The organism is Streptomyces sp. NPDC007346, from assembly GCF_040703535.1.
Classification (GTDB): domain Bacteria; phylum Actinomycetota; class Actinomycetes; order Streptomycetales; family Streptomycetaceae; genus Streptomyces.
Window position 1 is genome coordinate 24571 of record NZ_JBEYKR010000043.1, and the last position, 21974, is coordinate 46544.

Consider the following 21974-nt stretch of genomic DNA (forward strand, 5'->3'; position numbering starts at 1 on the left):
ATCCGAGCCGTGCGGCATCGCGGTGGCGCCGCACCACCCACCGGTCGCGCCGCACCGAGCCACGGTGACGGGCACAGGTCAGGTGCCGTGGCCGAAGCTCCACGCTTCGATGTCCCGGTAGCGGATCGTCCCCGGGCCGCGGCCGATGTTGCTGCCGACCAGGTGGAGCCGTTCGGCCTCCCAGGCGCGGCCGGAGAACGCGGCGAGTCCCGCGGCCACCTCCGCCACGGCGGAGTGGTCGCCCCGGCGGGAGCGGGCCAGTGTCAGATGGGGCCGCAGCGGCCGGTCCGGGAGGAGGACACCGCATGTCCCGACGAGGGTGCGTACGTCGGTGGCGAGCCCGTGCAGCCCCTCGACGTCCCCCTCGATCCCGCTCCACAGAACCCGCTCGTCGAAGTGCCCACCGCCGCGCAACGCCAGCCGCAGGGGCCGACGCCGCGCGGCGAGATCGGCCAGTGGAGGCATCAGGACCGGGATGGTGGTGACCGGGACCTCGCCGAGGAACGCCAGGGTGATGTGCCAGTCCTCGATCCGGTTCCACCGCAGCCGTGGATACGCCTCGTAGGCCGGGCGCAGTGCCCGCGCCAGTTCGTCCTTGGCGTCATCGGGCGGGGCAAGAGCCAGGAACACGCGGATCGTCGTGGCCGGCTCACGCTCGTCCACGGCGGGCACGTCGGCGGCCTCGGGCGGTTCGTTCACCTGCCGTACCGTACGTGCCCACCCTGCCCCCGGCGCAACGGGGGCCGCGGCCCGCTCGTCCGGTGATCCGCGAAGCCCGGTGACGCAGCCGGGTAGGGCCTGTCCCCTCTCGTTTCGGGGCGCTTCCCGTAGTGCCTGGGCCCGCCCCCGCGTGATCCGCTGTCCCTGGCGTAACCGTGTGGCGGACGGCGTTCCGAGGCCTCTCCGCCCCGAGCGGTGACGTGACCGCAGGGAGGCCGCCACAGCAGGTTCCATCAGGGCAGTGGCGACTCCCCGGGGGGCGGAGTTGAGGAACAGCACCCGCGCCGCCCCCACCCGCCACGCCGACCGACTGGTACGGACGGCACATTTCCGGCCCGCTCCCGCGAGCGGTTCAGGCCGTCGGCAGTCCGGCGGCCATGCCCGGCGCCGAGCGTCGGCCCTCCCGGAACTGAGCGGATGCGGTGCGGTTCGAACGCGTACGAAAGACACCGGCCAGATCTACGGCCCGGCCGACCTGGCCGGTCTACCCGTCGACCAGATAGGTGCCTGAGGCATCCAATGGAGTCGAAGCGCGGAACGACCGGCTCCGCGCGCACGACGGAGCACTGTGAGGCGACCCGATCCCATGACGGAATCCACCACGGACCCGGCCCGCCAGGACCTCGACCCCACCGGCCCTGCCACCGCACCGACCCCCGCGACAGCATTCCCCCAGGACCGGGGGTGCCCCTACCACCCGCCCGCCGGATACGCGCCGCTGCGGGAGGGGCGCCCGCTGAGCCGGGTCACCCTCTTCGACGGACGCCCGGTCTGGGCGGTCACCGGGCATGCCCTGGCCCGCCGGCTGCTGGCCGATCCACGGCTCTCCACCGACCGCACCAACCCGGACTTTCCCGCCCCGGCCCAGCGGTTCGCGAACGTGCGGCAGCGCCGCGTTGCGCTGCTCGGCGTCGACGATCCCGAACACAACGCCCAGCGCAGGCTGCTCATCCCGAGCTTCTCCGTGAAGCGGATCGCCGCGCTGCGCCCACGCATCCAGGAGACCGTGGACCGGTTGCTCGACGTGATGGAGCGACAGGGGCCGCCGGCCGAGCTGGTGAGCGCCTTCGCCCTGCCGGTGCCGTCGATGGTGATCTGCGCCCTGCTCGGCGTGCCGTACGCCGACCACGCGTTCTTCGAGGGGTGCTCGCAGCGGCTCCTGCGTGGCCCCGGAGCCGCCGATGTGGACAGGGCCCGGGAGGAACTCGATGACTACCTGGGCGCCCTGATCGACCGCAAGAGGACGGACCCGGGAGACGGGCTCCTCGACGAGCTGATCCACCGCGACCACCCCGACGGGCCGGTCGACCGGGAGCAACTGGTCGAGTTCGCCTTGATCCTGCTCATCGCGGGGCACGAGACGACGGCGAACATGATCTCGCTCGGCACGTTCACGCTGCTGCGCCACCCCGAACAGCTGGCGGCGCTGCGCGCCGGAGAGGTGACGACGGACGTCGTCGTCGAGGAGCTGCTGCGCTTCCTGTCCATCGCCGACGGCCTGCAGCGGCTGGCGACCGAGGACATCGAGGTCGCCGGGACGACGATCCGCAGGGGCGAGGGCGTGTTCTTCTCGACCTCGCTCATCAACCGCGACGACGACGTCTTCCCGGGGGCCGACACGCTCGACTGGGACCGCTCCGCCCGCCACCATCTCGCCTTCGGCTTCGGTGTCCACCAGTGTCTGGGCCAGAACCTGGCCCGCACCGAACTCGACATCGCGCTGCGCACGCTCTTCGAGCGGCTGCCGAACCTCAGGCTCGCCGTGCCCGCGCAGGAGATTCCCCACAAACCCGGGGACACGATCCAGGGCATGCTGGAACTGCCCGTGGCCTGGTGAGGGGCATGGGCGTCCAGGTCGACAAGGAACGCTGTGTGGGAGCCGGCATGTGCGCGCTGACCGCACCGGACGTGTTCACACAGGACGACGACGGCCTCAGCGAGGTCCTCCCGGGCCGGGAGACGGCGACCGGAAGGCATCCGCTGGTGGGGGAGGCCGTACGGGCCTGCCCGGTGGGGGCGGTGGTCCTCTCCTCCGACTGACGTGTCAGGACGGGATCACGGAGTCCTGCCTCGAAGGCATGGACTCCGTGAGGCCCGCGTCGCGGACGCACCTCGACGCGGCGGCGGGACGGCGCCGGACCCGCACAGACCGGTGACCGGTACGGGATCGCGCCGCCGACGGGACCGTAAGGCCCGTCGATCAACGCGGCAAGCGGTCGACGACAAGCAAAGTCGCGGCATTTATGATGACTTGATGCGATCTGCTCCTTGGTGGGCTCTGCTCTCCTCCGGGTGCGCCCCTGTGCTGCTGGTCGGTTCCTGGATGATCGCGCAGCTGCGGCAGGGCCCGGCGTACGACCCTGAGAGGCAGACCCTGAGCGTGCTGGCGTCCTACGGGGCCGGCAGCTACTGGCTGATGACGGGCATGCTGCTGGTGCTGGGAACGTGTTACGTGGTCACGGCGCACGCCCTCCGGGAGGCGGCGTTCGCCGGGCGCCTCGCGCTGGCCGGTGGCGGGCTGTGCGCCCTGGCGCTGACGGTGGTGCCGGCACCGAGCAGTGGCGGGACCCTGGAGCACGGGGCCGTGGCCGCCCTGGGCCTCGCACTGCTGGCGGTGTGGCCTCCTCTGGCCGCCGTTCGCGGAAGGGTCCCCGTCCCCTGGGGGCTGCGGCTGGATGTGGCGCTCGCCGCGAGCGCGTTGATGGGGGCGACCGCGCTGTGGTTCCTGGCCGAACTGCAGAGCGCGGGGGCGCCAGGTGTCGCCGAGCGGGTGGTGACGTTCGTTCAGGCGCTGTGGCCCTTCCTGGTCGTCGTCTCCTGCCGGCGGAGCACCGGCCGACGGAGCAGCCACTGAGGGACCGGTCATTGATGGGGGCGGCGCGGCCGCAGAATCGCCGGCCCGGCCCACCCAGCCCAGCCAGGTCGGAGCCGGTCTCCGGGGCAGCGGTTCCCGGAGGTGAAGGGGCCGTCGTGGCCGAAGGGGCCGTCGGCGACGCGCCGGGCGAGTTCGACGCGGATGACGGTGAGGGCCGGCGTTGTCCCGGCGGCGGCCCCAGGGGCCGGGAGACTCGGTCAGGAAGGGACGGGCCAGTTGCGCAGCAGGGAGTCGAGCGCGCCCAGGATCTCGGTCCAGCTCTCCTGGGACGCGGGCGCGCTGTGGCTGAAGCCGCCGGCCGCCTCCAGGCCGACGTAACCGCTGAAGACGCTGCCCAGCAGCCTCACCGCGTGCGTCTGCTGGGGCTCGGTCAGGTCGTAGCCGCGCAGGATCGCCCGCATCATCCGCGCGTGCCGGACGCCGGCGCTTGCGGCGGCCGCGTCCGTGTCGAGCGGGAACCGGGCTGCGGCGAAGCGCCCCGGGTGCTGGAAGGCGTAGTCGCGGTACGCGTCGGCGAAGGCGCTGAGCGCGTCCTTGCCGGCCCGCCCCGCGAGGGCGGCGGAGGCCCGGTCGGCGAGCTCCTCCAGGGCGAGCAGCGCGATCCTCGTCTTGAGGTCGTGGGCGTTCTTGACGTGCGAGTACAGGCTCGCGGTCCTGACACCCAGCTTCCGGGCGAGTTCGGAAGGCGTCACCTGCTCGAAGCCGATCTCGTCGGCCAGCTCGGCCCCCGCCTTCACCACGCGCTCCGCACCCGGTCCGGCCTTCGCCATGCCACCCTCCGAACACTTCCCGACGATTACCTAAGGGAAATATACGTTTGCCTAATGCTTGTAGGCAAATTAGCGTGGCTGTTATGAAGCCGCTGACCGAGCAAGAGATCCGTACCGCGTTCGTGAACTGCACCAAGGGCGAGGCCAAGCGCCTGTACACCCCCCGTGACCTGGCCGACAGCCCCTGGGACGACCTGGACTTCCTGGGCTGGCGCGACCCTCAGGCCCCCGACCGGGCGTACCTCGTGACCGCCTGGGACGGCCGCCCGGTCGGTGTGCAGCTGCGCTCCTCGGACGCGGGCTCCTGGCAGACCCGCCGCAGCATGTGCTCGTTGTGTGTGACCACCCATACCGGGGGCGTCTCCCTGCTGGTGGCCCCGAGGGCCGGGAAGGCCGGCCAGCAGGGAAACTCCGTCGGCGCCTACATGTGCAGCGACCTCGCCTGCTCGCTCTACGTACGCGGGAAGAAGGACGCGGGCATCGGCTCACGGCTCCACGAGTCGCTCACCCTGGAGGAGAAGATCCAGCGGACCATGGCGAATCTCGCCGCGTTCATCGCCAAGGTGACCGAGTGACCTGTCGTACGGCGCCTCGCCCCGCTCCCGGAGAGGCGTCGGCCGAGCCCGGACGCACTCCCCGCTCATCGGCGGCCGCGATCAGACGGGAAAGGGCGCCGCGTGGCGCGCCGAGCGCAGTGCGGTGGCCCACCAGGCCAGTTGGTCGAGGAGTGTCCTGGCATGGCCGGGTGCCTCGGGCGCGAGGGGGCGGCCGTCCTGCCAGGCGGTGAAGTAGTTCGGGAAGGCGAGACCGTCACGGATGGTCACCGCGTGCAGTTCGGTCAGGACGTTCTCCAGATGCAGGACCGCGTGCCGGCCGCCCGCCGCTCCGCCGTAACTGACGAAGGCGACGGCCTTGGCCGTCCACTGGGTGAAGTGCCAGTCGATGGCCGCTTTGAGTGACGCGGGATAGCTGTGGTTGTACTCCGGGGTGACGACGACGAACGCGTCGGCGCTGTCCAGGGCGGAGGTCAGCGCTGCCATCCGGGCGGGCCGGGGATAGTCGTCGGCGCCCTTCGGTGACACGGCGGGCAGCGCCGAGGGGATGTCGAAGTCGGCCAGATCGACGACGGCCACGTCGAAAGCGCCGTGCGCGCCGGCCTGTTCGGCGACCCAGGAGGCCACGACTGGTCCGAACCGGCCCTCCCGGACGCTTCCTACGATGATCACGAGCTTGGGCTTGTTGTCCATGGCCACCACGATCCGGCCGCGGCACGGTCCCCACCAGGCCGTGCTCAGGCTGGCCCCCGCAGGGCCACCCTGAGCGCTCCCGCGGCCGGGGGCAGGCGTCGTATCCTCCCGGCATGGGTTCGCCGTTGGGGGATTTCATCCGGGCCAAGCGCGACAGCGTCCAGCCGCAGTCACTGGGGGTGCCGGACTGGGGGCGCCGCCGGGCGCCGGGGCTGCGGCGCTCCGACCTCGCCTCGCGAGTGGGGGTGAGCGTCGAGTACCTGACCCGTCTGGAGCAGGGCCGCGATCGCAACCCCTCCGTTGCCGTGGTGAACGCCCTCGCGGACGCACTCGGCCTGAATCCGCAGGAGCGCGATCACCTGCGCCATCTTTCGAAGATCACCGGCGGCGAGTGCATCGCGCACACCCGGCCCGCGCCGCCGCGCCGCGATGTCCGCCCGTCGGTTCTGCGGACGCTCGGTCTCCTGGAGCCGGGGATCGCCGTGGTGACCAACCGGCTGGGCGACATCCTCGCCCGCACCGGTGGCTTCGAGTCGGTGGCCCGAGGCAGCGGCCTGCTCGACGCCGACCCGCCGAACCTCACCCGTTACGTCTTCACCGACCCCCGGGCCCGCACGTTCTTCGCCGACTGGGACGAGGTCGCGGACGAGCGGGCCTTCGAACTGTGGTGCGGGCCTTCAGCGGCGAGCTTCGAGTGGTTCACCGCGGAACTCGCCCCCACCGCGGGCCCGGACTTCACCCGCCGTCTGGACCGACACGTGGTTCCGCGGCGGGGGCCCCTACGGCTCCACCACCCCTCCGGATGCGAACTGGCGTTGGTCCGCGAGACCCTGGAGCTCCCCGAGGACGCTCAACAGCTGGTGGTCTTCCTTCCCGCGGACGAGGCGACGGCCCGGAGCGTCGACGGGCTCGGAGACCGCGCCTCCGGCCGACTGCGTGCCGTGTGAGATCCCCTTCTGGTACGCCGACAGCGCCGGTACGCCGGGAGCCTGCGGGCCGGGGTCACGGCAGGCGCTTGCGGGCCGCTTCGACGGCGTCCGTGACGCTCCCCACGGCACTGCCTGCCACGTCGCCGACCCGGTCGGCGGCCGCATGCGCCTGGTGGGTGACGGCGTCGGAGGCGTGGCCTGCGGCATGACGGGTGCGGTAGGCGAGCGAGGGCTTGCCGTGGGTGTCGGCGGCGGCGATGAGGAGTCCGCCGAGCATGGACGCGTTCTTGAAGAAGTGGATCCGCTGGGCCGCGCGTTCCTGCGGGTCCTCGACCGTCCAGTACCGGTGGGCCGCCAGGGTCGTCGGGATCAGGGTCGCGGCGAGGGCCGCCGAGGCCAGCCGGGGGGCGCACCCCAGCGCCAGCAGGACGCCGGCGCCGAGCTGTACGGCGCCGTTGAGGCGTACGAGGTGCTCGGGGTCCTCCGGCAACAGCGAGGTTCGCGGTGAGACCCTCGCGGAGACGGGATCGGTCACGGGCTCCGCGGCCGGCACCAGGCGCGCGGGATCGCGCACCGCGTCGTATCCGCCGCTGACGAACATGGAGGCCAGCAGGGGCCGGGCGAGTTTGCGCAGAACAGTCATGATGGTCGGCTGCCCCGCCAGGGGGAGAGCACACACGCGCCTTCCGTGGGCCCCCGGGGCCGACGTGCCGACCCGCGCTTGATGCCGGCCCCTGCCGACCTGGGGGTTCGGCCGGCCCGTGCGCGCTCGCAGAGCGGCCCGTTACTCGTACCGGTACTTCAGCGCGTCCGACTCCGCCTGCTCGATGTCGGCGATCGTCAGCTCCGGCATCCGCAGCTGGGCCAGCGTCACCTCGGCCGAGGTCGGCTGGGCGTCCTTCGGCAGCCACTGCTCCGGCTTCCAGGTGCCGCTGCGCAGCAGCGACTTGGGGCAGTGCGGGTAGACCTCCTCGATCCCCAGCACCAGCGCACTGGCCGGCGGCTTGCCCACGGCGGTCAGCTGCGACAGCAGGTCCGGGCGGGTGGAGACGACAGCCCGGCCGTTCACTCTGAGCGTCGTGGTGCGCCCGGGGATGACGAACAGCAGCCCGGCCCGTCCGGTGGTGATGACGTTCTGCAGGGTGTCCAGCCGCTTGTTGCCGGTCGCGTCCGGTATCGCCACCGTCCGTGAATCCAGGACGGCGACGAACCCGGCCGGGCCGCCGCGCGGCGAGACGTCACAGTTGCCCTCGGCGTCCGCGCTGGCGACCAGGACCAGAGATGAGCATCCGATCAACCGCTTGGACTGTTCGGTGAGTTCGGTCATCTGCTTGCGTACGGCCGCGTCGCCGGGGAGTTCGTACGCCCGGCGCAACGCCTCCCGGTCGGGTACGGCGTCGAGGCGGAGCGAGTCGAAGGCACTGCCGGCGAGAGGTGTCGTCATACCCCCGACCCTAACGAGCACGAGCGATTGATCCTGGTCGGTGGCGGGCGGGGACGTGGAGACACCCGCGCAAGTTGCCCGGCGTGCGACGATCGAACAGGCCCACGCGAGCACGCCCCCCCAGCCTGCTGCGGGTGGACCGGCACGTCGCAAGATCAATGGCGGGTCAGCCCGTAGGACGATCGAGAACCGGACCCACCTGTGCCGGCACCCGGACGCCGCGCGTGAACAAGAGATGGGCGACGGCTGCCGGAGACCGGCGCCACCCTTGTCGCCGATCTCCGGCAGCCCGATGGTTTCGGCTGGGCGGCCCTTGCCGGCCCCGAAGGCAACGAGTTCCGCGTTCCGCACAGCCAGTCAGACCGGACGCCATGACTTCCTGACGCTGCCGCCGCCACCCTCGTCCGGGCCGGGCGACAGCCGCTGTCTCAGCGATCGGCGACCCAGCGCGCGTCCGCGGGCCACATGCCCGTGCTGACGATGCGCTCCACGAGCCTGAACGCCTCACCGATGGGCACGGTGTCCTGACCGGGGTAGGCGTCGTGCTGCCCGTTGGACAGAACGAACCCTTCGCTCCATCCGTCGGCTCCTGGGTCCACGGCATGCTCGCCTGGATCACCCTCGCCGCCGAGCAGCACCACCATCGCCCGCTCGGTGTTCGTCACGAAGGCCATCGACCGACCGGACGAACTCCTCAGCCACGTCTCCAGCAGACCTCTGCCGACCCTCTCCCGAAGCGTCTCCACCACGGCCTCGGCCGCCACAGGGACGGTGCCGCCGTCATCGATCACCCAGGACTCGTTCATGAGCACGACGATCTCATGAACGATTCAGGAGACGGCCCATGGGCATCAGTGCGGCTTCTCGGGAGCCACGAAAGGGCCGCGGTGGGTCCCGGGTGGCGGTGGCCGCCTCATCCGGCCTCGGGCTCGGCCTGGGGTGCTGTGTCGTGGAGGGCAACGCCGAGCCGGCCGGCCACGGTGGTGAGAGCTGGGCCCAGCGGGAGGGCGATGCGGGTGATGGCATGGCGGTCGCCGCGGGTCGGGTCCTGGTTGACGATCAGTACGGGTTGTCCGGCCTCGGCCGCCTGGCGGACGAAGCGGAGGCCGGACATGACCGTCAGGGAGGAGCCCAGGACGAGGAGGGTGGCCGCCCGGCGGACCAGTTCGCGGCAGTGTTCGACCCGTTGCGGGGGCACGGCTTCGCCGAAGAACACCACGTCGGGTTTGAGGATGCCGCCGCAGGCGGAGCAGGGCACCACGCGGAAGTCCCCGACCTGTACGTCGGTGAGGTCGGCGTCACCGTCCGGGTTGATCGCGGCGGCCACCGGCGCGAAGCCCTTGTTGGCTTCCTCCAGCCGCTGGGCGAGCTCGCGGCGCGGGCTGAAGGTGCGGCACGAAAGGCAGACCACCCGGTTCAGGCTTCCGTGGAGTTCGACCACCTCTTCGCTGCCGGCGGCTTGGTGCAGGCCGTCGACGTTCTGGGTGATCAGACCCGAGAGCATCCCGTGCTGTGCGAAGGAGGCCACGGCCCGGTGCCCGGCATTGGGGCGGGCGCGGCCGAAGGTGCGCCAGCCGAGGTGGCTGCGCGCCCAGTACCTGCGACGGGCCTGGGCGTCGGTGGTGAATTCCTGGTACGTCATCGGGGTGTGCCGGCTCAGGCTCCCGCCCGCGCTGCGGTAGTCGGGGATGCCGGACTCCGTGGAGATGCCTGCCCCGCTCAGCACCAGCACCCTGCCGTTGCTCAGCGCATCGGCGACCGGCTTCGGATCGGTGGTGGCCGGGGGCAGCTCCCCGGCAGAGGTCCAGCTCAGAGTGGGGCGCATCCGCATCCCTCCAGGGTACGGAACCAGCTGCCGGTACAGGGCTCCGCGCCGGGGCGGCGGGGCGGCGGGGCGGCGGGGCGCTTTCGCGCGTCAGGCGAGCTCCGGCCGACGTCGGCGGCCCGACAGTGCCTCCGTGCTTGCTTGCCCGGCGGCCTGCCTGGCGAGGGAGGGCGATATCAGGCCATGCCTGCATGAGTGCAGGGCCGGCGGGATCGTGGCTGCTGGCTGAAGACCGACAGGGTTCTGCCGGGCCGGGAGCGGTGCGTGCGATCGCTGAAGGGCGGACCTGGCGGCGGGGCAGGGGCATTTTCCAGCCGGTCTCGCATGACAGGGGCATGATCAGTGCCTTGAGGTGGGCATAGGTTCTGCGGCCCCGGAGGTTCGGCGACTGGTCATCGCTCTGGTCCAGCTCGCCGTGGTCGTCCTCCCGCTCTCCCGGTTCCGTACGGACCCGGACCCCCCATGAGTGAAGGGACAAGGCAATGCTGGATTCGGTATGGCTCAAGGCGGCAGGTATCGCCGCGGCAATCACTCTGACCACGGGCACGGCGGCGAACGCCGTGCCCGCGTCGGCCCCGTCCGCGGGACCGGCCGCGTCGGCGGTGGTGACACTCCACTACGACGGCAGCCGCGCCGGCGGCTGGGAGGCGGCGATCACGGAGGGCGTCGCCTCGTGGAACGCGAACGTCGACAACGTCAAGCTGGTTGAGGCCGCCCCCGGGGCGCGCGCCGAGATCCAGATCGTGGCCACCAACGGCTGGCCGCAGGCCACCCTCGGCCCGGTCCGTCCGGGCGGCCAGGTCCGGGTGGAGCTGGGCAGCCAGGCGGTCACTGAGGGCCACGACAAGACCCGCATCGCCGCTCACGAGATCGGCCACAGCCTGGGCCTGCCGGACACCAAGCCCGGCCCGTGCTCCCAGCTGATGTCCGGCTCGAGCGCCGGGATCACCTGCAGGAACGCGGTGCCTGACGCGGCCGAGCAGGCCCGCGTCGAGTCGTTGTACGGCAACGGCGCCGCCGCACGTACCCCGGCTGACGGTCGGATCCTGGTGGACGCGCCGTAGCCGGCACTACGCCGAGACGAGAGGAACCGGGCCCCGCCGCCGAATTCCGGGACGCTCGCGAGCAACCCGTACGGCGACGGACGGCCCGAGCGTAACGGAGCGGTGAGGGCGTGCCGCGATCTCCAGTGAGCAGACCAGAAGGCGTTCAGCCGGGCTACCGGTTCAGGCGCGGCGGGCGCTGGATGGAGACGAGGTTCCCTGACGCTGCCGGGGTCCGTGCACGGCACGCCCCTCCCGGTGACTGCCTGCACTGGGCGGCAGATCGACTGACGTAGCGTTACCAGGTGCAAGCGGAAGGGGGCTGGTCCCACAGGGCCCGGCCCCCTCCTACGTTGTGCCGGTCCACGGACGCCAACGGTCTTCCTGCACAGGACCGACACTGCTGAGCCACACCAGCGCCCCACCGGCAAGACCAGGCTTGTCCTGTGTGGCCCAGGGCTGGGGTATCGAGCAAGTCGACGGCCGTTTCCCGATAGATGACCAGGGTGTCGCGCTCCTCGCAGGGGGCGTCGTTGTACCGGGACCACTGCCCCAGGCGGCCGGTTGCGGTGTCCAGACAGAGCCCCGCCGCGCTGCCGGCCGGGCCCAGAGCGAACACCGGAAGCCACGTGGGCCCCAGCCGATGACCGACCCGTCACCGGCACGATCGACGTTGAGGAGATCCTGGCTGACCTGATCTTCCCTCTTCAGCCGGTACGCGGCGGCCACGGCGTCCAGATTCATCAGGCCCCGATCTCCCGGAAGACAGCCCCAGCCGTCACCTCCATCGTCGCCGGCTGCCAGAAGCCACAGGACGCTCAGCTCGACGGAGATCCGAATGCCCAGACTGTCCTCCAGGCAGGAGAGGGCGGCGGGACTGGCTCCGGTGCGGAGTGCGTCGTAACGAGACGGGGCGTTGTGCCGCAGCCAGCAGGTGATGCGGCGCCATGCGCCAGCGACCTTCCGTACGGAACCGGCCTCGGCGACAGGCCGGTGTTGCTGCCGGCCCTGGTCCTCGCTGTGGTCCGGGGCGGCGGGCTGCGCAGAGGGAACCGGGTTCACGTACCGGATCTCCATCCGGTCGGACTCACGGATATGGCCGATGCTCAGCGTGGGGCAGTCCTCGAACAGGTCGCCGTCCACCGTCACGGTGAGGACGCCGGGCAGACTCGAACCCTGCCCCGGGTCAGGATCGTCGGCGAGCCGGCCGGCCAGTACCTTCAGGGCGTAGGGGACCCCGGCTCCGAGCCGGGCAGCGGAGTCGCGTATCCGAGAGAGGATTCCGACGTTCACGCCTGGTGGTCCTTGCTGATCGAAACGTGGGCGGGCGCGCTTCACACGGTAGGACGCCTGGGAGCCTCCTGAGCAGCGGCAGCCGGACGCGTCGCAGCGGAGGACCGCATCCGCCATCATGGTGGGCGCGTCGCTCCTGCTCCGGAGCGGCACTGACTGGGAGGCGCGGTGAGCATGACCGGGGAACAGGACCGTTGGGCGGAACTGACCGGCAGGGAGGCCGGAGAGCAGTACGCGCGGCGTTTCGCGCAGCTTGCCGAATCGGGTCACGACATCCATGGCGAGGCCGCGTTCTGCGCCGCATTGCTGCCCCCTGCCGCCCGGGTGCTCGACGCCGGCTGCGGCACAGGACGGATCGCCATCCGGCTTGCCGAGCTGGGACACCGCTGCACGGGTGTGGACATCGATCCCTCGATGCTCGCCGTCGCCCGCCGCGAAGCCCCCACACAGGAGTGGCTCCTCGGGGACCTGGCCCGGATGGACGCCCCCGGTGCGGACGGCGCCTTCGACCTGACGATCGCCGCCGGAAACGTCATCCCCCTCCTGGCCCCAGGTACCGAAGAAACCGTCGTGGGCCGCTTGGCCGCCGCACTACGCCCCGGCGGATTGCTGGTGACGGGCATGGGATTGGACGCTGACCACCTGCCGCTGCCCGAGGCACCCTTCGGACTGGAGGAGTTCGACCAGTGGTGTGCCCGGTCGGGACTGACCTTGCGGCAGCGTTACGCCACCTGGAGCGGCGATCCGTACGTCCCCGGCTGTGGCTACGCTGTCAGCGTGCATGTCCGCTCTGTCGGCCCTGCCCGCGAGTGAAGCTGACCACGAGAATGGCCGTGCGAGTACGTCAAGCACCCGACACCAGTCCAGACAAGGATCGGCAGGAGCGAACCGCGCAGCACCGCCCAGAACCTGATCCGACCTGGCCCCGACGGCAGCAGGCCGTCACCCCCCACCTCGATGTGGTTTCGGGTCACACAATGCTCAGGCTGCATGAAGCCATCACACCATCGGCAGCTAGGCACTTGGGCAGCGGTTCCGTAAGAACGCCCCTGCCGTGGCACGATTCAAGCCCTGTACCTTGCCAGCCTCCGTTCACTTCAATGAAGCGCTGAAGAGGGCGTACTCGAGAAGGTCGGGCGCGGCGTTCGACGGCCAGGTATCCGTTGCCGCTGCTTGGTCGGCTGCCGCGTGCATGAACGAGAGGTAGACCGCGTAGCGGTGCGGTGACCAGGTCTGATCCCGCCAGACCCAGTTGGCTATCGAGCCGTCGGGGTCGTGACCGGTCTCCCGGCCGACTGCCTGGGCCAGGGGCCGTAGCCGGCGGGCCAGAACCCGGTCGAGGATGAGCGGTTGGGGGCCGGCTGCCGACGGAACCGTCTTGCCGACGAAGTACAGGAACTTGGTGAAGAACGACGGACCGAACCCACGAACAAGGCCCCGTAGCCCCGCATAAGCAGCTTCTGCGCTGTGCTCGCTCAACGCGATGACCGCACGAGCCAGTGAGGTATTCAGGCCCTCGGCGGCCAGGATCTTCTGAAGGGTGGCGGGGCCGCTGCCGCCGGGGGAGCCGCGTTTGCCCTTTCCCCACACATAGGTGGCCACCAGCGCCTCGCTGAACGCTTCGCGCCGCAGCGCGTCAGCGACGATGGTCGCCACCTGCGCTCGGCTGATTCCGGCATCACCGGAATGAGACGTCGAAGCCAGTGCCGAGGGCCAAGAGGTGATCTGCGCCCACTGGCTGGGGGAGTAGCGGACCGTGTGCGCGCCCGGCATCCCGTCCGGGAACGTCGCCGCGTTCTCGCTCCACCAACTCCTCAACGCCTGCAGAGCTGTATCGGGCAGCAGCCTCACGGCCATAGCCCTGTCCACCACGTCCGCCCGGCCTTGTCTGCTCATAACCCGCCCCCAGACTCCTGACCCGAACCTACCCCTGCCGTTACCCCTGCGCCTCGCACCCGCGTGAAGCCGACATCTCCGCCCCGTCGCCGTACGGGCCTGGGCAGGAAGGCCAGATCACCTCCCGCCGCTTGCCTCCGGGACCGGAGGCTGACCGGCAGGTGCGCGGCTGAGCTGTTCCGCGGGTGGGCCAGGCCATGGAAGACAGGCGGCAGACGACGTTCTGGCACACAGGCCGTAGCCCCTGCGTTGGCGGTGGCGGCGATTTTACGGGTGAGGCCTTAACCATGCGGTACCCGCCCGACATCTCCTGGTGCCCCTTCGACGTACCGCTGTCAGCACGGAATGGAAGGATGACGAGGGCTGACGTTCGTTCGATGCGGGAGCCGACCGGAAGACATGTCGTGGGGTGGGATTGTGACGAATCAGGAACCTGAGCAGTGCCGGAACTGCGGGGAGCCGATCACCAGTTTCGACGGCCGCTGGTCGCACGGCCGCCACGGATACGGTGGGTGGGGAACTGTCGGGTGCAGCGCCTACAGCTTCACTCTGCACGGCGAATGGGACAGCCGCCTGACCAAGGCTGAGAAGGCGAGTCCCCGGACCAGAGGCCAGCTCGCAGGCAGGGAGGAGTTCCCTGCCTGGCCCGGACTGCAGCAACAGCGCAGGGAAGCCGAGCGCAAGGAACAGGAGGCCGCCGCGCTGGCCGCCACCCGGTTCTCGTCGAAGCTGTCGAAGGCGGTTCAGGCTGCCGAAGCGGTAGCGGCCGAGCCTGGAAGCCACACCTTCCGCACCCTTGAGCGCCGACGCCAGGCAGTGGTCCTGGCCATGGAGGAACAAGCCCGGCGCGCCGCGGCCCGGAAGGGCCATGCGGAACTGGGCAGCAGCACGGCGAACGACGAGCTGGCCCGGCTGATCCAACTGACCAGTGACGTGCTGCGCGCCCTGCGCGTAGCAGAAGACCTCCTGCCGCCGGCAGAGGCACTCAAAGCAGCGGCAAGCCGCTACACAGCCCGCATCGATCAGATCGCCACAGATCGGTACGGTTCCTTGCCGCGGCAGGCAGACGGTGCCTTCACCGAGCGACACACGTTGCAGGCGGCGCGCCAACGAGCGGAGCGTCACAAGGAGACTCCCTGACTCAAGTGCTGACGTCGAGCGAGCGTTGTGCTGTGCCTGCCGTTGTGCTGTGCCTGCTGTTCTGTGTGTGTTGTGTGGTGGTGTGTTAGGTGGTGGTGATGGTCATGGCGACGATGGCGGGGCCGAGTGCTCCGCCGAGTTGGTAGGAGAGGTTGAACAGGCCGATGGCGACGGGGCGTTTGGTGGGGGTGACGGTGTGGGTGGCGTGGGCCATGAGGGCGCCTTGTCCGCCTGCTGCGGCGAAGAGTGCGATGGCCAGGGCTGTCAGGATGATGGTGGGTGAGGTGGACGTGGCGGTCAGGACGGTGGCGAGGATCCCGGTGGTGGTCAGGATGATCGCGGTGAGGGTTCGGCCCATGCGGAGGGCGATCGCTGCGATGAGGAATGCGGGGATGGAGCCGGCTATCTGGGCGATGAGGGTGCCGACGCCGATGGCGTCTTCGTTCCATCCGGCGTGGTCGGAGAGTTGTGCGGGGATGACGAAGAGGAGCCGGAAGAAGGAGGTGGCCAGGAGGAGGGCCAGGAGGCTGACGCCGATGAAGAGCGGGGAGCGTAGGAGGGTGAGGGGGACGAATCCGTCGGGGCGGTTTTTGATGTGGATGGTGAGGAGGAGGGCGGTGGCCACGGCGCAGATGGTCGCGGGCAGGGGGGAGTAGGGGATGACGACGAGGGCGGTGGCCAGGGCGGTGAGCAGAAGTGCGCCGCGGGTGTCGAAGGGGCTGTCGTCGGCCGGGGTGGTGGGGGCGTGTCGTAGGACGGGGGGTACGAACAGTGCGGCCACCACGGGCAGGAGGAGCACGATGTGCCAGGAGGTCCAGTCGGTGACCAGTGAGCCGATGAGGGGGCCGATGGCGGCGCAGGCGGCGATGGTGGAGGTGATCAGGCCCATCCGGCCGGCGGTTCCTGCCAGGTTCATCGCGACGGCGATCAGTCCGGTGCTGCCCAGGGCTTGTGCGGCGCGGCCGATCAGGGCTATTTCCAGCCAGGGCATGACGGCCACGATGAGGGTGCCGGCGATGAGGAGGAGGGTGCTGGTGATCAGTGCGGTGCGTAGTCCGCGCCGGCTGATCAGTCCGCCGGCCAGGGGGGTGCCCACGGCTATCGCGAGTGCTGTGACGGTTACCAGCCAGCTGGCGGTGTCCAGGCCGATGTTGTAGCCGTCGGCCATTTTGGGCAGGACGATGACGGGTGCGGTGACGCCGAGGGTTGCCGGGGCGGCGATCAGGGCGAGCCATGCTCCTGCGACCCGTGGTGGGGTCGGGCCGTTGCGGCCGGTGTCCGGTGTTGCTAAGGAGCGGGGCGGGCTGGGTCCGTCGGACTGGATGGCCATGGTGTCTCCTGGGTGCGAAAAGGCCTGTTGGAGCGGGGTGGTGCGGTGGGGGTGTTTCAGGATACGGCGCGTCCCCGGCCCAGGATCGCGGCGATCTCGATGACGTGACGGGCCTGGTATTCCACGGCGGCGATGTTGTCGGCGGGGACGGTGCCGGGTTCTTTCTGCCGTGAGTGGCTGGCGGTTCCGTAGGGGCAGCCGTTGGCGCGGCGCTTGCTGATCACTTCGTGGGTGATGCCGTTGGGCACGATGATCCCGCCCCAGTGGCAGAAGGTGTTGTGGAGGCCGAGTACGGCTGTTTCCTGGCCGGCGTGTGCCCCGTCGCCGGAGGTGAACGCGGTGACGGGTTTGTCGTGGAGCTTGCCGGCGATGGCCATGTCGGTGGTGGTGTCGATCCATTCCATGAGTTTGGGGGCCGGCAGGCCGTAGCGGACGGGGGTGCCGATCATGATGGCGTCGGCCCATTCGAGGTCGGCGAGCTGGGCGAGGGGGATCTGGGCGGTGGCGTCGACGTGCTCGGTCCATACGGTGCGGTCGATCCAGAGCAGGTCGGCGGTGTCCTGCCCGGGGACCACTTCGCCGATCCTGCGCAGCCGTACCTCGGCGCCGGCTTTCTCGGCGGCCTGGGCGGCGGCGTGGGCCAGTTGGTGTACGTGTCCGGTGGCGGAGTAGTAGACGATCGCGATGTTCGTCATGCCGGGGTTGCTCCCTTGTGCGGGTGGGGGAAAGGGCGGTTTCGCGGGTGGGGCGGTCGGGCGGGCCGACGGCGACGTGCCGGGTCAGCATGGTGGGAGGCGACTTCGGTGGCAACGTCGCGGATCGAACTATGTCAACTGGGTTGCCGGACCTGACAGAACGCGGATGCGGCTCTTGCCAAGGAGTTCGGGGGGGCGCTTGACTCGGCCGCCGGTGAACCGATGGCAGCAGGACCACCGTCGGCAGCAGAGTGAGTCAGCCGAATTTCCCTATCCCGCAGGGGGCCGCAGTGTTGAACGACGCCACCGTCGATCTGTATTTGAAGCGTATCGGTGCACAGCGGCCGGAGGCCGCCGACCTCGATGCGCTGCGGCACTTGCAGGAACGCCATGTTCTTTCGGTTCCGTTCGAGAATCTCGATTACCACGACGGCACGCCGGTGAAGCTCGATGAGAGTGTCGTGGACAAAATCGTGCACCGGGGTCGTGGGGGCGGGTGTTACGAGCTGAACCCGGCTTTCGGGTTTCTGCTCGAGGCGCTCGGTTATCACGTGGAGATCCTGCCGGCCAGGACCTACAGCGGGGAGAAGCTGGGCCCGCCTCTGTGTCACCTGGTTCTCAGGGTGACGCTGGGCGGTGAGAGCCTGCTGGTGGATGTCGGGTTCGGTAAGTGCCCCCGCGGGCCGCTCTTCTTCGGTACCCGTGGTGAACAGCTGGACGCGCACGGTGCCTACGAGCTGGTGCCGGTCGGGAACGGTGAGGTGGATGTCCTCCTCAAGGGCAGGCCGCAGTACCGGGTCGATGACCGTGCGACGACCCTGGACGCCTTCCTGCCCACGTTGTGGTGGTATCGCACGGCGCCCGACTCGCCTTTCCTGCAGTACGTGTTCGCCGCCCAGGTGACCGCCACGGGGCGCGTGAGCATGAAGGGGAACACCCTCACGGTGACGGAGGACGGCCTGCGCCGTACCGAGGAACTGACCACGGACGAAGCGGTGGTGGCCGCCTACCGGACGCATCTGGGAATTGCTGTCGAGCGTGCGCCGAGGACCACTGCCTCCTACCGGGGTGAGGAAGTGGACATGTACATCAGCTGACACCCGTGGAATCACCTGGTGACGAAGTCGACGAGGCACCCCTCGAACTGGCCGATAGGAGCGAGTGAATGGGTACACGAGAGCGCAGCGGCACGGCAGAGATGCTGGCCGCCGAGGCTGCCCGGGAGTGTGTGATACGTGAACGCTGGGCGCGTGACACCGGGCAGTGGGACGAAATGGCGGCGAGCTATTACCCGGACACGCGTATCGCGGTCGGCTGGGCATCGTGCGGCGGTGCGGAATTCATCGCGAACACCCAGAAGCTGGCAGCCACTTCCCGCGGTCAGGGGCTGCACCAGCTGGGGCCCATCCAGGTGCAGGTGAACGGGGACCGGGCTTTTGCCGAGCTGCCCGCGCAGATCGTCATGCCGGTGCAGATCGATGGTCAGGAAGCGACGCTCTTCGTGTGGGAGAGGATGTGTTTCCGGGTCGAGAAACGGCAGCACGACTGGCGTATCGCGGAGTTCCGGGCGGTGTATCTCAAGGATTCCGTGGCTCCCGAGTACGTGGGGGACCGTATGTCCCTGGACACCGAACTGCTCAGCTCCTACCGGCGTTCCTACCGCTACACCCAGTACTGGTCGAACCAGGCCGGCTGGGGAAACCATCCCGACCGGCCGGGTATCGACCGCCCGGAACTGATGCGCGCGGTGTACGACGACAACGCCCGGTGGCTGGCCGAGCCCGCCCAGATACCTTCTGTGACTTTCTGAGGAACGGCGCACCTATCCCATCGCCCCCGAACGGCCAGGAGCACACGAACATGACCAGCACCGACGCGGCGAGCACGGACACGAACAGAGCGCAGGGGGCCGGCCGGCCGATCCCGGCGGGCCTGCCACCGGAGCTTTTCGCCCACGCCCAGCAGAACGAACCCATCGAGTTCCACCTCCTGGAGCGCACCTGGGACCTGCTGCCCGGCGTCTGGCCCCCCTACATCTCCCCCGAGACCAAAGGTTTCACCGAGTGGCTGCCCTACCCGGAGGGGGGCTCTTTCCTCGAGGTCGGCAGCGGCTGCGGGGTGACCTCCGTGATCGCTGCCCTCAAGGGCGCCGGGCAGGTCACCGCCCTGGACATCACCCAGGAAGCGGTGGACAACACCTTGGTGAACGCCGCCCGGCACGGGGTGGCCGGGCACGTGCGGGCCCTGCGCAGCGACATGTTCGCCGCTCTTGACCCCGACGAGCGCTTCGACGTCATCTACTGGGACTCCAACGCCCTGCTGGCACCGGACGACTTCACCTACACCCACTACATGCAGCGGGCCATCATGGACCCCGGCTATGTCTCCCACCGCTCCTTCCTCCTGGACGGCCCCCGGCACCTGGCCGAGGGCGGGCGGCTCTTCCTCGGCTTCAACGACCACGGTGACTGGGACAAGCTGGCCGAGCTGGAGCAGGAGGCCGGGCTGACCCGTACCGAGCTCGGCGTCCTGGAGTTCGTCAGCAACGGCACGACCGCCAACTTCCGCCTCCTGGAGTACCTCAGGAAGGCCTGACCGGACCCGGACCTGGACCTGGATCGGCCCTGGACCTGACCGGACCTGACCGGACCCGGACGGGATCGGACCTGGACCCGGACCTGACTGGACCCGGACCTGACTGGACACGGACGGGATCGGACCTGGACGGGACCTGGACGGGACCTGGACCCGGACCTGGACCTGGACCCGGATCGAACCGGACCCGGATCGGACCGGGCCGGACCCGGACGGGATCGGGCCGGACCTGGCCCTGGACTGGACCTGGATCGGACCCGGCCCTGGACCCGTGACCTGGATCTGGACCGGCCCGGATCTGGACCGGACGGGACCCGGACCCGGACCTGGACCTGGTTCCGGACCTGGATCGAACCGGACCCGGACCGGGCCCGGGCCGGGCCTGGGCCGGCCCGGGTCCGGTCTCGCGGCGATGGAAGCCACTACTTCTTGGGAGTGAGAATGACTGCTGAAATCGCCGGCGAGGCGGGCGCACCCCGGACACCGACACCGGTGAGCATCCTGGGCACCGGATCCTATGTTCCCTCCCGCGTCATCACCAACGACGACGTCGGCTCCACAGCGGGCGTCGATGACGAGTGGATCGTACGCAAGACGGGCATCCACGAGCGCCGTTACGGCAAGGACGACGAAGCCACCTCCGACCTGGCGGCCGCAGCGGCCCGCGCCGCACTGGAGAACGCGGGAGTCTCCGTCGCCGACCTGTCACTGATCATCGTCGCCACGTCCACCCCCGACTCCCCCCAGCCGCCCACGGCCACCGTCGTCGCCGAACTCCTGCAGACACCGAGCACCGCGGCCGCCTTCGATCTCAACTCGGTGTGCAGCGGCTTCGTCTACGCCCTGTCCGCCGCCCGGAGCATGATCGCCGGCGGCGGATACGCCCTGGTCATCGGCGCGGACATGTACAGCAGGATCACCGACCCCACCGACCCGCGCACCCGCGTGCTGTGGGGAGACGGGGCCGGCGCCGTCGTCCTGGGACCTGCCACCGGCCGCCGCGCTGTGACCGCCACCCGCCTGCTGACCTACACCGAGGGCCACGACCTCATCAAAGTCCCCGCCGGCGGCACCCGGATGGGCACCACGGCCCAGACCCTGGCCGAGGGAGCGCACTACTTCACCATGAACGGGCGCGGCGTCAAGGAGGCGGTGTACACCACCCTGCCGGAAACCCTCCAGACCTTCCTCGACGACGCGGGCATCGACAAGGCGGAGGTGTCCCACATCGTCCCGCACCAGGCCAACGGCGTGATGCTCGCCGAACTGGACCAGTCGCTGGGCTTCCCCCGGGCCCGGATGCACACCACCGTCACCCGATACGGCAACACCGGCTCCGCGTCCATCCCCATCACCCTCGACGCGGCGGCCCGGCAGCAAGCCCTCGGGCCGGGCGAGAAGGTGCTGCTCTGCGCCTTCGGCGGCGGCTTCAACCTGGGCTTCGCCCTCATCGAGTGGTGAGAGGCCAAGACCCTCGCCTGCGCCCTGTCGGTCTGGTGCCGAGGGTGGTGCGAGGCGGTGGCGGCCGCGTCGTGGGCGGGGCTTTCACGAAGACTGGTACCTGTCGAGGTCAGGGTGCGGCGGATGCTGTACTCGCCGAGTTCGTCGGGCTTCCAAGCATCGCCTCGTGGATCTCTCGCAGATCGTTGTGCAGATACTCTTCCGCGAGATCATCCGATCATGCGGCATGCGCTTGTCCTGCGCCGTAGGCGGGCTCAGCCTGCGGCCGGCACTCGCCGGGACACAGGCCCGAACGACTCGGTTCGTTGGGTGTTGGCTGCACCTTCCGGTGAGGCCGTGCACCCCGATTGCTGCTCGGCCTGCCCACGGTCCGCCCCACGGCGTAGGGGTCCGGCGACTGTGACTCGTGAACAAGGCTGCCCCGGATCGCAGGCGCTCGGATCTGAGGAGCCGTACTCCGGCTGGCCGCTGGCCGCTTGCGGCTTGGCTGCCTGCCGGAGCACGGTGAACACGAAAGTTCCTTGCGGACCTCAACCGAGCCGTGCTGCTGCCGGCGCTCGAAGCGGTGGCGTCGGTGGGCTTCTGGTTCGCTGAAGGCATCAAGCAGTGGGCTGCCCCCCGGCCGCCCCCCCCCTGATCCGACGGGGCGGGAGGTGGTGGCGCTGAGCACCCCGGGCCCCCGGGCGGCGGGTTGGGCGGTGATAGCCCCCC

The 21974-nt window shown here is 70.1% G+C and carries 23 protein-coding genes and 1 pseudogene; 13 read left to right on the top strand and 11 right to left on the bottom strand.

Annotated features, from left to right (window positions below; genetic code table 11):
• Positions 1-78 precede the first annotated feature (78 nt).
• Positions 79-699, bottom strand: coding sequence for an RNA 2',3'-cyclic phosphodiesterase (gene thpR / locus AB0917_RS14100; RefSeq protein WP_366819777.1), 621 nt, complete (start codon positions 697-699; stop codon positions 79-81).
• Positions 700-1306: 607 nt separating this feature from the next.
• On the opposite strand from thpR, the gene AB0917_RS14105 reads away from it, so the two are divergent.
• The 3 genes from AB0917_RS14105 to AB0917_RS14115 all read left to right on the top strand — a co-directional run bounded on the left by AB0917_RS14105 (position 1307) and on the right by AB0917_RS14115 (position 3574).
• Positions 1307-2557: a cytochrome P450 gene (locus AB0917_RS14105; protein WP_366819778.1), complete on the top strand. Its 1251-nt coding sequence runs from the start codon at positions 1307-1309 to the stop codon at positions 2555-2557.
• Between the two features lie 5 nt (positions 2558-2562).
• Entirely contained in the window at positions 2563-2760 is a 198-nt protein-coding gene (locus tag AB0917_RS14110; RefSeq protein ID WP_366819779.1) for a ferredoxin, read from the top strand.
• 214 nt (positions 2761-2974) lie between these two features.
• Entirely contained in the window at positions 2975-3574 is a 600-nt protein-coding gene (locus AB0917_RS14115) for a DUF998 domain-containing protein (RefSeq protein ID WP_366819780.1), read from the top strand.
• A 218-nt stretch (positions 3575-3792) separates the two neighbouring features.
• Here AB0917_RS14115 and AB0917_RS14120 read toward each other — a convergent pair whose 3' ends face one another.
• The gene (locus tag AB0917_RS14120; protein ID WP_366819781.1) at positions 3793-4365 is read right to left on the bottom strand and encodes a WHG domain-containing protein; all 573 of its coding nucleotides are present in this window, start codon (positions 4363-4365) and stop codon (positions 3793-3795) included.
• Positions 4366-4448: 83 nt separating this feature from the next.
• Between AB0917_RS14120 and AB0917_RS14125 the strand changes: the two genes are divergently transcribed.
• The gene (locus AB0917_RS14125) at positions 4449-4940 is read left to right on the top strand and encodes an FBP domain-containing protein (protein ID WP_366819782.1); all 492 of its coding nucleotides are present in this window, start codon (positions 4449-4451) and stop codon (positions 4938-4940) included.
• A gap of 81 nt (positions 4941-5021) precedes the next feature.
• On the opposite strand, the gene AB0917_RS14130 is transcribed toward AB0917_RS14125, so the two are convergent.
• On the bottom strand, positions 5022-5612 hold the full coding sequence (locus AB0917_RS14130) for an NAD(P)H-dependent oxidoreductase (RefSeq protein ID WP_366819783.1): 591 nt from the start codon (positions 5610-5612) through the stop codon (positions 5022-5024).
• 113 nt (positions 5613-5725) lie between these two features.
• Here AB0917_RS14130 and AB0917_RS14135 point away from each other — a divergent pair, with 113 nt between their 5' ends.
• Complete coding sequence (locus AB0917_RS14135; RefSeq protein ID WP_366819784.1) at positions 5726-6559, top strand: helix-turn-helix transcriptional regulator; 834 nt, start codon at positions 5726-5728, stop codon at positions 6557-6559.
• A 55-nt stretch (positions 6560-6614) separates the two neighbouring features.
• Here AB0917_RS14135 and AB0917_RS14140 read toward each other — a convergent pair whose 3' ends face one another.
• Positions 6615-7184, bottom strand: coding sequence for a DoxX family membrane protein (locus AB0917_RS14140; RefSeq protein WP_366819785.1), 570 nt, complete (start codon positions 7182-7184; stop codon positions 6615-6617).
• Between the two features lie 141 nt (positions 7185-7325).
• Entirely contained in the window at positions 7326-7985 is a 660-nt protein-coding gene (locus AB0917_RS14145; protein WP_366819786.1) for an MSMEG_1061 family FMN-dependent PPOX-type flavoprotein, read from the bottom strand.
• A 175-nt stretch (positions 7986-8160) separates the two neighbouring features.
• On the opposite strand from AB0917_RS14145, the pseudogene AB0917_RS14150 reads away from it, so the two are divergent.
• Positions 8161-8360: pseudogene (locus AB0917_RS14150) on the top strand (VOC family protein); the annotation flags it as partial.
• Between the two features lie 53 nt (positions 8361-8413).
• Here the strand turns inward: AB0917_RS14150 and AB0917_RS14155 are convergent.
• Positions 8414-8791: a hypothetical protein gene (locus tag AB0917_RS14155; protein WP_366819787.1), complete on the bottom strand. Its 378-nt coding sequence runs from the start codon at positions 8789-8791 to the stop codon at positions 8414-8416.
• Between the two features lie 107 nt (positions 8792-8898).
• Complete coding sequence (locus AB0917_RS14160; RefSeq protein WP_366819788.1) at positions 8899-9816, bottom strand: NAD-dependent protein deacetylase; 918 nt, start codon at positions 9814-9816, stop codon at positions 8899-8901.
• 476 nt (positions 9817-10292) lie between these two features.
• Here AB0917_RS14160 and AB0917_RS14165 point away from each other — a divergent pair, with 476 nt between their 5' ends.
• Entirely contained in the window at positions 10293-10874 is a 582-nt protein-coding gene (locus AB0917_RS14165; protein WP_366819789.1) for a snapalysin family zinc-dependent metalloprotease, read from the top strand.
• Positions 10875-11201: 327 nt separating this feature from the next.
• On the opposite strand, the gene AB0917_RS14170 is transcribed toward AB0917_RS14165, so the two are convergent.
• Positions 11202-12146 (bottom strand): hypothetical protein, encoded by a 945-nt coding sequence (locus tag AB0917_RS14170; RefSeq protein ID WP_366819790.1) that lies wholly within the window; start codon positions 12144-12146, stop codon positions 11202-11204.
• Positions 12147-12320: 174 nt separating this feature from the next.
• Here AB0917_RS14170 and AB0917_RS14175 point away from each other — a divergent pair, with 174 nt between their 5' ends.
• On the top strand, positions 12321-12959 hold the full coding sequence (locus AB0917_RS14175) for a class I SAM-dependent methyltransferase (protein ID WP_366819791.1): 639 nt from the start codon (positions 12321-12323) through the stop codon (positions 12957-12959).
• Between the two features lie 279 nt (positions 12960-13238).
• Here AB0917_RS14175 and AB0917_RS14180 read toward each other — a convergent pair whose 3' ends face one another.
• Positions 13239-14003, bottom strand: a complete 765-nt coding sequence (locus AB0917_RS14180) for a hypothetical protein (RefSeq protein WP_366819792.1) — start codon at positions 14001-14003, stop codon at positions 13239-13241.
• A 456-nt stretch (positions 14004-14459) separates the two neighbouring features.
• On the opposite strand from AB0917_RS14180, the gene AB0917_RS14185 reads away from it, so the two are divergent.
• Positions 14460-15182 (top strand): hypothetical protein, encoded by a 723-nt coding sequence (locus AB0917_RS14185; protein ID WP_366819793.1) that lies wholly within the window; start codon positions 14460-14462, stop codon positions 15180-15182.
• A gap of 85 nt (positions 15183-15267) precedes the next feature.
• Here AB0917_RS14185 and AB0917_RS14190 read toward each other — a convergent pair whose 3' ends face one another.
• Together AB0917_RS14190 and AB0917_RS14195 are read right to left on the bottom strand one after the other, a co-directional pair.
• Positions 15268-16512, bottom strand: coding sequence for an MFS transporter (locus tag AB0917_RS14190; protein ID WP_366819794.1), 1245 nt, complete (start codon positions 16510-16512; stop codon positions 15268-15270).
• Between the two features lie 56 nt (positions 16513-16568).
• Positions 16569-17207, bottom strand: a complete 639-nt coding sequence (locus AB0917_RS14195) for an NAD(P)H-dependent oxidoreductase (RefSeq protein ID WP_366819795.1) — start codon at positions 17205-17207, stop codon at positions 16569-16571.
• 290 nt (positions 17208-17497) lie between these two features.
• Here AB0917_RS14195 and AB0917_RS14200 point away from each other — a divergent pair, with 290 nt between their 5' ends.
• From AB0917_RS14200 to AB0917_RS14215, 4 genes are all read left to right on the top strand, one after another.
• On the top strand, positions 17498-18304 hold the full coding sequence (locus AB0917_RS14200; protein WP_366819796.1) for an arylamine N-acetyltransferase: 807 nt from the start codon (positions 17498-17500) through the stop codon (positions 18302-18304).
• A 68-nt stretch (positions 18305-18372) separates the two neighbouring features.
• A complete protein-coding gene (locus AB0917_RS14205; RefSeq protein WP_366819797.1) occupies positions 18373-19017 on the top strand; it encodes a nuclear transport factor 2 family protein in 645 nt (214 codons plus the stop codon).
• Positions 19018-19067: 50 nt separating this feature from the next.
• A complete protein-coding gene (locus AB0917_RS14210) occupies positions 19068-19802 on the top strand; it encodes a methyltransferase domain-containing protein (protein ID WP_366819798.1) in 735 nt (244 codons plus the stop codon).
• A 441-nt stretch (positions 19803-20243) separates the two neighbouring features.
• Complete coding sequence (locus AB0917_RS14215) at positions 20244-21263, top strand: ketoacyl-ACP synthase III (protein WP_366819800.1); 1020 nt, start codon at positions 20244-20246, stop codon at positions 21261-21263.
• Positions 21264-21974 lie beyond the last annotated feature (711 nt).